Origin of the sequence: Gordonia sp. (in: high G+C Gram-positive bacteria), assembly GCF_052106715.1 — a bacterium.
Taxonomy (GTDB): domain Bacteria; phylum Actinomycetota; class Actinomycetes; order Mycobacteriales; family Mycobacteriaceae; genus Gordonia.
Map to the genome: position 1 here is coordinate 53,470 of NZ_JBQEDL010000006.1, position 9,596 is coordinate 63,065.

The following is a 9,596-nucleotide window of genomic DNA, read 5'->3' on the forward strand; positions in this document are numbered from 1 at the left end:
CCCGGAACTACGGCGGCGACAGCTGCGTGTTGTCCACCGGTGACGACGAAGACCAAGAGAGGCGATCACCGCCACCGCGCCGACGGCTCCCGCGTAGCGTGCTGCGCGTGCGAGAGCGTCCGGTCGGACCGTCTGCTGACATCATTGTCGTTGAGTACCCATCGGCGGCGAGATGAACCGCCTCTGCGTCTGGTGAGAAACGGACCCTCCTGTGTGTCGAATGCCTGTACGCGGACCCGGGCCGAGAAAAGGGATGAGCCTCGGCAAATGACGAGTCGAACTCGCCGGCGATCGTCGACCAGATCTGCGCGATCGGCATCGTGTCGTCGCCAAGCAGACGACGCCGGTCGGGTACCCGAACTGGCGGCGTTGAAACCACCGAGGGGACGCCAGTAGCGACTCGACGTCCTGATCTGGGCGCGCCGATATAGCTCGACTGGGCAGGACTGGGCCTGAGTGTGGTCTAGTGTGACTCTCAAATAGAGGGGGCCTCCACTGAACGACATCTGGGAATTCATAAGCAATCGCAGATCGCAGCTCGCGGTCGATTCTTATCTGCACGTGAGTGCAGTCCTCCAATGTCTGCTGCTGGCCACTGTCATCGGTGTCGGTGTCGGTATCCTCGTCTACCGAAGTCCTGCGGGATCGGCACTGGCGACAGCATTGTCGAGCACGATTCTCACGGTTCCCTCCTTCGCCCTCCTCGGGCTACTCATTCCGATTCTCGGTCTCGGCGTGCCGCCGACCGTCATCGCGTTGACGCTCTATTCGCTTCTTCCGATTGTTCGGAACACGATTGTCGGCCTCGGCGCCGTCGACCCGTCGATCACCGATGCGGCGCGTGGGATCGGAATGAACCGATTTCGTGTGCTGACAAGCGTCGAATTGCGTTTGGCGTGGCCGTCGATTCTGACCGGGATGCGCGTCAGCACACAGATGGCGATGGGAATTCTTGCGATCGCCGCATACGCGAAGGGCCCAGGCCTGGGAAACCTGATCTTCTCCGGCCTGTCCCGGGTGGGCAGCCCGACGGCTGTCCCTCAGGCTCTCACCGGCACCGTCCTCATCGTCGTCCTGGCTCTGATCCTCGACGGGATCTACGTGGTGATCGGACGACTCACGACTTCGAAGGGAATCCGTTGAGCGCGAATCCAGAAGAATCCGGCAACGACATCTCCGGAGTCGAGATCGTCCTCGATCACGTGTCCAAGACCTACCCCGGGCAAAAGGTCCCGGCGGTCGCCGACGTGTCCCTCACCATCCCGGCGGGGGAGATCGTGGTGTTCGTCGGGCCGTCGGGCAGCGGCAAGACGACGACGATGCGGATGATCAACCGGCTGATCGAGCCGACGTCGGGAACGATCACCATCGGTGGCCGCGACGCGCTGTCGCTCGATGCGAACAAGCTGCGCCAGAGCATCGGCTACGCCATCCAGCAGGGCGGACTGTTTCCGCATATGACGGTGTCGCAGAACATCGCCGTCGTCCCGAAACTACTGAAGTGGAAGCGTGCTCGGATCTCCGAGCGAGTCACCGAGCTACTGGACCTCGTCGGGCTCGATCCCGAGCAGTTCGGCGACCGCTTTCCGCGCCAACTCTCCGGCGGCCAGCAACAGCGAGTCGGCGTCGCACGAGCGCTCGCGGCAGATCCTCCGGTCCTGTTGATGGACGAGCCGTTCGGCGCCGTCGACCCCATCACGCGCGGCTTGCTGCAAGACGAGTTGATGCAATTGCAGGCCGAACTGCGCAAGACGATCGTATTCGTCACACACGACTTCAACGAGGCAGTGAAGCTCGGGGACCGGATCGCCGTCCTCGGTGACCAGTCTCGCGTGCTGCAGTACGACACGCCGGAGGCGATCCTCGCCAATCCCGCGAACGAGACCGTCGAAGGTTTCGTCGGACGCGGCGCGGCCCTGCAGCAACTCAACTTGATGCGCGTGCGCGACGTGGAGATCGAGCACCGTCCGACCGCTCACGAGGGAGACGACGTCGCGGAGTTCTCGGCCCGGATCGACACGTGGGGAGTGATCCTCGACGATCGCGACCGCCCGGTACGGTGGACCGACCGTGAGCACCTCAACGGCGTGACCTCGCTCAAGGGGGTCGGGCTGCCGCTCGGCGAGATCGTCACGACGGCATCCACGCTGCAGGATGCGCTCGAGGCGATCCTCGCCGAACGGAACGCGGCGACGGTGGTGACAGGCGCCCGCGGCCGATACGTCGGCGTCATCACCATCGAGACCCTCGTCGACACGATCCGATCACTGCGCGAGGAGCACGAGGGCAATCCGCCGATCGCCGATCCGTTGGCGGCGTCCGACGACGTACCCGAGCCGACGACTGAGGGCCCACGTCGATGACAACGACAGCCGCCGCCGAGGCGAAGTCGGGACGGGCAGGCGTCGTCCAGCTGTGGGCGCAGCCGGTGATCGTCGTCCTACTGGCCGCCGGCGCGCTCATCTGGGCGTTCTCGCACGACCTGACCGATACCCAGAAGGCCACGCTCAACGCGTCATACATCTGGCAGCTCGTCGTTCAACACCTCGCACTCACAGTGGCGATCACCGCGATCGTGCTGTTCATCTCCGTCCCACTCGCCGTCCTGGTGACGCGGCGGAGATTCCGGTGGATGGCTCCGCTTCTCATCGGCGTCGGGAACATCGGCCAAGCTGCCCCCGCGATCGGTCTGCTCGTCCTGTTCTTCCTCTGGACCGCCACGACCGGGTTCTGGATCGGCGTTCTCCCAGTCGCGTTCTATTCACTGCTACCGGTTCTACGGAACAGCATTCTCGGTTTCGACGAGGTCGATCCGTCCTTGGTCGACGCCGCGCGCGGCCAGGGCATGTCCGAGTCGAAGATCCTCGGCATCGTCGAGTTCCCGTTGGCGATTCCCTTCATTCTCGCCGGGCTTCGCACCTCACTGGTGCTCGCGGTCGGTACCGCGACACTGTGCTTCCTCGTGGACGCGGGCGGACTCGGAATCCTGATCGACACCGGTTACAAGCTGCGCGATAACGTGACGTTGATCCTCGGCGCGATTCTGGCGGTGTGTTTGGCGTTGATCGTCGACTGGTGTGGCGCGCTCGCCGAACGCTTTCTCGGACCGAAGGGGCTGCGATGAAGCCGAGGACGCACTGGCTCCGCGCGTTAACCGTCGTCCTCGTCGGCGCGCTCACCATAGCGGTCGGATCGGCGTGCGGGCTGGAGTCCGGCGGCGCACTGCCACTGCCGGTGAAACCCGGCTCGATCACCGAGCACGAGGATCTGAAGGGTGCGAAGCTCACCGTGGGATCCAAGGACTTCACCGAACAGGTGATCCTCGGCTACATCCTCGAGTTCACGGTGGCCGCGGCGGGAGCGGACGTACGCGACCTGACCAATATCCAGGGCTCCAACTCGGCGCGGGACGCGATGCTCGCGGGTCAGGTAGACCTGAACATCGAATACACCGGCACCGGCTGGATCAACTATCTCGGCAACGAGAAGCCGATTCCCGACGTCGCCAAACAGTTCGAGGCAGTACGCGACGAGGATCTCGCGGAGAACGACGTCGTCTGGGTCAACCCGGCGCCGCTGGACAACACGTATGCGCTGGCGGTGAACCAGTCGAATCTTCGTAAGCTCGGAGTCACGAAGATCTCGCAGTACGCAGATCTGGTGAAGCAGAATCCGGCCGCCGCTACGACGTGCCTGGAGACCGAGTTCCGCAGTCGACAGGACGGTTTCCCCGGCATGGCGGCCGCATACGGCTTCGATCCGGGTGCGGCCCAGACTCAGATTCTGCAGACCGGCATCATCTATCAGGCGACAGCGAACGGGAACTGCGCATTCGGCGAGGTCTTCACCACCGACGGTCGCATCAAGGCGTTGAACCTCTCGATCCTGGACGACGATAAGTCGTTCTTCCCGCACTACAACGCCGCCTTGACCATGCGGAAGGAGACGGCGGACGCCTATCCGTCGCTCGCGGTGGTAACCAAACCGGTCCTCGATGCACTCACCTCTGAAGAGATGGTCGAGCTCAACCGTCAGGTCGACGTAGACGGTCGCGAACCGGCCGACGTCGCCCGCGACTGGCTGGTGCAGAAGGGCTTCGTCACAACCTGACGCAGGGCAGCCAACCCGGTCCGCAACTGTGATCCGGGCCACTGTCGGCCGTGTAGAGTCGGGATCAGTCCAGGATCGGAGTTCATGTGGATCTGCTGAAGTGGAGCAAACGTCCCGCTGCGGGCGTGGAGGCAAAGACCCCTACCGCCAATATCGTGCGCGGCCTGCTCGCTCGAGCGACCACACCTCTGTTACCCGACGACTACCTGCACCTGATCAACCCACTGTGGTCGGCGCGCGAACTGCGGGGCGAGATCCTCGCCGTCACGCGAGAGACCGAGGACTCGGCCACCGTCAGTATTCGAACCGGTTGGGGCTTTCCATCGACGTACCGCGCAGGCCAGTACGTCGGAATCGGCCTGCAGGTCGGCGGCCGCTGGCATTGGCGCTCGTACTCGCTGACGTCAATCGGCGATGCGATTGACGACATCATCACCATCACCGTCAAAGCCAATCCAGACGGCTTCCTCTCCACTCATCTGGTCGACGGAGTGGCGTCGGGAACCATCATCCGACTCGCGGCGCCGAAAGGTGACTTCCATCTACCCGATCCGCTGCCCGACAAGATTCTCTTCGTGACGGCGGGCAGCGGGATCACGCCCGTGATGGCGATGCTGCGATCGATCCGGGCGCAGGCCGCGACCGTCGACGTCGTCCACATCCACTCGGCGCCGAGTAAGCAGGACGTGATCTTTCTCGACGAACTCGAAGGCCTCGACTCCGAGATGGAGTCATACGACCTCCGACTCCAGTTGACACGCGATCAAGGCAAGTTCGATACCGCAAAACTCAATTCCCGCGTCCCCGACTGGCGTGATCGGATCTGCTGGGCGTGCGGACCGGTTGCGCTGCTCGATTCGGTGGAGGAGTTCTTCTCCGCCGCAGGAATGCGCGATCACCTCCACATCGAGCGCTTCGCCATCGCACGTACCGACGTTGGCGGCGAGGGCGGGACCGTCACCTTCACCAAGTCGGCCAAGTCCGCCGAGATCGACAGTGCGACAACCATTCTCGAAGCCGGAGAGGATCTCGGCATACAGATGCCGTTCGGATGCCGAATGGGGATCTGCCAGACCTGTGTGGTGCCGCTCGCCGGCGGCTACGTACGCGACCTCCGGAGCGGCGACGAACACCGCGAAGGTGAACGAATCCAGACCTGCGTGAGCAGTGTCTCCGGCGAGTGCACCATCGACCTATAGGGGGCGAAAAGTATGGCCATCACCGACATCGATCAGTATGCACACCTGACCGACGCCGACATAGAGGCGCTCGGCGCCGAGTTCGACCAGATTCGTCGCGACATCGAGGAGTCGCGCGGAGAGGAGGATGCTCGATACATCCGTCGCACTATCGCCCTGCAACGAGGCCTGGCGGCCACCGGTCGCGTCGCGCTGATGTTCAGCAACCGGAAGCCGGCATGGGTTCTGGGCGCGGCGGCGCTGTCGGCGGCGAAGATCATCGAGAACATGGAACTCGGCCACAACGTGATGCACGGCCAGTGGGACTGGATGAACGATCCCGAGATCCATTCGTCGTCGTGGGAGTGGGACAGCACGTGTCCGAGCGTGCAGTGGAAGCACTCGCACAATTTCGTCCATCACAAGTACACGAACGTCGTCGGACTCGACGACGACGTCGGGTACGGAATCCTGCGTGTGACCAGGGATCAGCCCTGGGAATGGTGGAATGTCGGCAACACTTTCTACAACCTGATGCTCGGCACGTTCTTCGAGTTCGGCGTCGCGCTGCACCATGTGGAGACTGAGAAGCTGCGGAACAAGGAGAAGACGCTCAGGCAGGCGTTGAAGGATCTCCGGATCATCGCTCGCAAAGTCGGTAAGCAGACGGCCAAGGACTACCTTGTCTACCCCGCTCTGTCCGGACCCAACTGGAAGACGACGATCACCGCGAACGTCACCGCCAACATCGTCCGAAACTACTGGACGTACATGGTGATCTTCTGTGGTCACTTCCCGGACGGAGCCGAGAAGTTCACGATCGAGGAGTACGAGACCGAAGATCAGGCGCGCTGGTATCTGCGGCAGATGTTGGGATCGGCCAACATCAATGCCGGCCCGATGATGCGGTTCGCCACCGGCAATCTCAGCCACCAGATCGAGCACCACATGTACCCGGACCTGCCGAGCAATCGGTACGAGGAGATCGGCGTCCGGGTCCGCGAATTGTGCGAGAAGTACGACCTCCCGTATACGACGGGGTCGCTATTCGTGCAGTACTACCAGTCGTTCCGGACGATCGCGAAGCTCGCGCTGCCGAACGCATTCTTGAAGGCGACGTCCGACGATGCTCCGGAAACCGCGTCCGAGTTGCGGTTCGCCGTACGCGACGGCGTCCAGCAGCAGTTCGGAGTCGACCCGGTAACGGGTAAGCGCCGGGGCCTGCGTACCGCGTTGCGTGAGTTGAAGGAGATGCCGGTTCAGTCCGCCGGTTGATGCAGCCTCGCACGGAATCTCTTGACCACCGGTGCTAGACCACCCGGTACCGCGTCCGGGCGTCGGTGCGAGCCTGCCATCCGGCGCGTTCGAGTGCGGGGACGTCGTCGCCGGATTCGGGGTATCCGATGCACAGGTATGCCACGAGCGACCAGTCGTCTGGAACTCCCAGCGCGTCGATCACCTCGTCGGGATCGACGATGGACACCCAGCCGACGCCGACTCCGCGGGCGCGCGCTGCCAGCCACAGGGTCGAGACCGCGGTGGCGACCGAGTATTCGAGGGTCTGCGGCATCGTGCGTCGTCCTAGACCGTGACCCTGATCGACGGTGACCGCGCAGAACGCCGCCAGATGTATCGGCGCGTCGTGGAGACCGGACAATTTGAGCGCAGCGTACTGCCGCGCGCGATCGCCCCGGTAGCCGTCGAGCGCTTCGGCGTTGCACCGCTCGAACGAGGCAGTGATCATCGCGCGCGGCTGCGCCGAGCGAACGTCGACCCAACGCCACGGTTGGCTGTTGCCCACCGACGGCGCGAGTTCCGCGGACGCGATGATCTCGTCGAGGAGCCCCGGGGCGAGGGGATCGGTGCGGAACCGCCGGACGTCCCGCCGCCACTGCAGAAGCACGTCGAACTCGTCGACGAACCTCCGGTCGAACGTCCCATCGGAAGCGCTTGCGATTCGGTCGACCATGGACTGTGAACCTACTCGCCATCGGAAGTCAGTGGCTCGCCGGACCCGGATGCACCTTCCATCCACCTGCCGACAGACTGCCGATCGCCTCGAAAGTCCGCTCGTACCCGGTTCTACTGATCCGCCAGCCAGCGTCGGTCCGTCGGTACTCGTCCGCGTAGAACGCGGCTCCAACGATCACCGTGTCGAACTCTGGGACCAGAACTCGATCCTGTAGATACCAACTGCCGGTAGCAGTTCCGCCGTCCACCTCGATTATCGGATGGTCCACGCGATGCTCGGTGATGATGGATCCGCCCACCGCCTCACGGAGGTACGTGAGCACGGCATCGCGGTCGGTGAACGACAACTCGCGGCCGCCCGTCTGCGTTCCATAAGCGGTGCGAACGTCTTCGGTCAGCGTCGTCGCCAGCGCGTCCCAGTCCTTGGTGTCGACGGCACGCAGGTACCGGTACTTCAGCTGTTCGATCTCACGAACGGTCTCGAGAAGGGGCACCGGCAGTCCTCACAGGTCGGGAATGGGCAGGGCGACGTTGGGGGCTTCCAATCCGCCGTCGACCTCGATGATCTTTCCGGTCACGTAGCCGGCCGCCGGACTGGCGAGATAGACCGCGGTCGCCGCGATCTCGTCCGGACTGCCGATCCGACGCATCGGAGTGTTGGACTCGATCTCGGCTCGCATCGCGTCGTTGTCGGCGACGTAGCTCAGTGCCGAGGTCAGTATCGAGCCGGGGGCGATCGCGTTGACGCGGATCCTGGGCGCGAGGTCCTCGGCAGCCAGCCGCGTGTAGTGGGCGAGCGCTGCCTTCGCGGTCCCGTACGCGAGAAACGCACGACCGGCGAGCCGACCCATCGACGAGGTGATGTTGATGATCGACCCGCCACCGCTCTCCAGCATTACCGGGACCGCCGCGAGCGAAAGCGCGTGCGCGGTACCGACGTTGAAAGAGAACGCCCGCTCGAGGTCCTTGACTCGTGTGTCGAGGAACGGCTTGGGCATGGCGCCGCCGACGTTGTTGACGACGATGTCGAGACGGCCGAACGCCTCAACCGCGGCGGCGACCAATCGGGCGGGGTCGTCGGTCGCGAAGTCGAGCGGCACCGACACCGCGCGTTTCCCGACCGCCTCGATCTGTGCGACGACCTCGGCGAGGTCGGACTCGGTGCGCGCCGATATCACCACGTCGGCGCCCGCCTGCGCGAGACCGACGGCGATCGCTGCCCCGAGGCCGCGGCCCGCTCCGGTGACGATTGCGGCCGATCCGTCAAGTGTGAAACTGTCGAGCACCAGTCCTCCTTGTGAGTCGAGTATTCGATTTATAGAATGTGAATAACCGACTCACACTAGCCTTGTCGGTCTGCTCGGACAAGGGAGTGAAGTACATGCCGGGATCTCCACCGACTCGTCGAGTGGTCGATGCCCTCGAGTGTCTGGCGGCGGCCGACACCTCGCTGACCATCGCCCAGATCGCCGATTCCGTCGGCGTACCGCGCCCGACGATGTCGGCGATCTTGTCCGAACTGGACGACGCGGGGTGGGTCGAGCGTGATGCCGACCGCACCTACCGGCTCGGCGCGGGTGCCACCGCCCTCGGGCCGCACGGCGCGGGTGTCACTGCGGTGATCACTCCGGACATCGGCCTATTACTCGACGAGCTGGTGACGACGACGGCGTGCGGCGCCACGGTCAGCCGGGTCGCCGACGGGCGGATGACGGTGCTGTCCAAGGCACATTCGCAGGCTCGTCCCGTCCCGGGCCTGGGTATCGGGCAGTCGCTGACGATCTCGTATCCGGCAGGCGCGGCGGTCATGGCGTGGCGGTCGGAGGCTGAACAGCGGCCTTGGCTGGCTCATCGCGCGAGAGATGCCGATCGGGTGCGCATGCTCGTCGACAACTCCCGCGAGTTCGGCTACGTCGCATATCGGCCCGCGTCGTCGGACGCATCTCTAGTCGAATCTCTCGCCGATCTACTGGGTGCTGTCGGCCCGATGCTCATCGATCCGTCCATCCGCCGGTCTGCCATCCGGAGACTGTCCGAACTGAGCTCCCGCGCATATCGAGATGACGACCTCGCAACGGACGAATCCTTGCCGATCAGCTACCTCGCCGCACCGATCTTCCGGAACGGGGCTGCCGAATTTGAACTGCAACTCGGGGTCTTGCGGTCCTCGGTCGGCCCTCGTGAGCGGGACGAGCTGATCCGGTCGCTGATCGCCGCCGCGACACGTGTCTCCGATCTGCTCGACGCGAATGCGACCTGACCGACCGATAGCTGGCGCGCTGCCGAACACCCTGAAAGGGTGGAACATTGTGGGCAACAACGCAGTGGAGCCACTTG

General features: G+C 64.1%; 10 protein-coding genes. 7 read left to right on the top strand and 3 right to left on the bottom strand.

The genetic code is table 11. From position 1 onward, the window contains the following. Nucleotides 1-555: 555 nt before the first annotated feature. The 6 genes from ACTIMF_RS04755 to ACTIMF_RS04780 all read left to right on the top strand — a co-directional run bounded on the left by ACTIMF_RS04755 (nucleotide 556) and on the right by ACTIMF_RS04780 (nucleotide 6,563). A complete protein-coding gene (locus tag ACTIMF_RS04755) occupies nucleotides 556-1,143 on the top strand; it encodes an ABC transporter permease (RefSeq protein ID WP_442349188.1) in 588 nt (195 codons plus the stop codon). After that, nucleotides 1,140-2,363 (top strand): ABC transporter ATP-binding protein, encoded by a 1,224-nt coding sequence (locus ACTIMF_RS04760; RefSeq protein ID WP_442349127.1) that lies wholly within the window; start codon nucleotides 1,140-1,142, stop codon nucleotides 2,361-2,363. Before ACTIMF_RS04755 ends, ACTIMF_RS04760 begins: the two co-directional genes overlap by 4 nt. Next, nucleotides 2,360-3,124: an ABC transporter permease gene (locus tag ACTIMF_RS04765; RefSeq protein WP_442349128.1), complete on the top strand. Its 765-nt coding sequence runs from the start codon at nucleotides 2,360-2,362 to the stop codon at nucleotides 3,122-3,124. The genes ACTIMF_RS04760 and ACTIMF_RS04765 overlap by 4 nt, the downstream gene beginning before the upstream one ends. Beyond that, the gene (locus ACTIMF_RS04770) at nucleotides 3,121-4,110 is read left to right on the top strand and encodes a glycine betaine ABC transporter substrate-binding protein (protein WP_442349129.1); all 990 of its coding nucleotides are present in this window, start codon (nucleotides 3,121-3,123) and stop codon (nucleotides 4,108-4,110) included. The genes ACTIMF_RS04765 and ACTIMF_RS04770 overlap by 4 nt, the downstream gene beginning before the upstream one ends. Before the next feature lie 86 nt (nucleotides 4,111-4,196). Continuing rightward, on the top strand, nucleotides 4,197-5,309 hold the full coding sequence (locus ACTIMF_RS04775) for a ferredoxin reductase (RefSeq protein WP_442349130.1): 1,113 nt from the start codon (nucleotides 4,197-4,199) through the stop codon (nucleotides 5,307-5,309). Between the two features lie 12 nt (nucleotides 5,310-5,321). Next, nucleotides 5,322-6,563, top strand: coding sequence for a fatty acid desaturase family protein (locus ACTIMF_RS04780; RefSeq protein ID WP_442349131.1), 1,242 nt, complete (start codon nucleotides 5,322-5,324; stop codon nucleotides 6,561-6,563). Between the two features lie 34 nt (nucleotides 6,564-6,597). Here the strand turns inward: ACTIMF_RS04780 and bluB are convergent, their stop codons facing one another. From bluB to ACTIMF_RS04795, 3 genes are read right to left on the bottom strand one after another with little or no spacing between them, the layout of a single operon-like run. Then, a complete protein-coding gene (gene bluB, locus ACTIMF_RS04785; RefSeq protein WP_442349132.1) occupies nucleotides 6,598-7,257 on the bottom strand; it encodes a 5,6-dimethylbenzimidazole synthase in 660 nt (219 codons plus the stop codon). Nucleotides 7,258-7,285: 28 nt separating this feature from the next. Continuing rightward, on the bottom strand, nucleotides 7,286-7,759 hold the full coding sequence (locus ACTIMF_RS04790; protein ID WP_442349189.1) for a nuclear transport factor 2 family protein: 474 nt from the start codon (nucleotides 7,757-7,759) through the stop codon (nucleotides 7,286-7,288). Between the two features lie 3 nt (nucleotides 7,760-7,762). Continuing rightward, nucleotides 7,763-8,548 (bottom strand): SDR family oxidoreductase, encoded by a 786-nt coding sequence (locus tag ACTIMF_RS04795; RefSeq protein WP_442349190.1) that lies wholly within the window; start codon nucleotides 8,546-8,548, stop codon nucleotides 7,763-7,765. A 92-nt stretch (nucleotides 8,549-8,640) separates the two neighbouring features. Between ACTIMF_RS04795 and ACTIMF_RS04800 the strand changes: the two genes are divergently transcribed. After that, the gene (locus tag ACTIMF_RS04800) at nucleotides 8,641-9,519 is read left to right on the top strand and encodes a helix-turn-helix domain-containing protein (protein ID WP_442349133.1); all 879 of its coding nucleotides are present in this window, start codon (nucleotides 8,641-8,643) and stop codon (nucleotides 9,517-9,519) included. Nucleotides 9,520-9,596: the final 77 nt, after the last annotated feature.

Bases quoted from the DNA above. Each gene is read 5' to 3' on its own strand.
- ACTIMF_RS04765 (WP_442349128.1), top strand. From the start codon at position 2,360: ATGACAACGACAGCCGCCGCCGAGGCGAAGTCGGGACGGGCAGGCGTC.
- ACTIMF_RS04770 (WP_442349129.1), top strand. From the start codon at position 3,121: ATGAAGCCGAGGACGCACTGGCTCCGCGCGTTAACCGTCGTCCTCGTC.
- ACTIMF_RS04780 (WP_442349131.1), top strand. From the start codon at position 5,322: ATGGCCATCACCGACATCGATCAGTATGCACACCTGACCGACGCCGAC.
- bluB (WP_442349132.1), bottom strand. From the start codon at position 7,257: ATGGTCGACCGAATCGCAAGCGCTTCCGATGGGACGTTCGACCGGAGG.
- ACTIMF_RS04800 (WP_442349133.1), top strand. From the start codon at position 8,641: ATGCCGGGATCTCCACCGACTCGTCGAGTGGTCGATGCCCTCGAGTGT.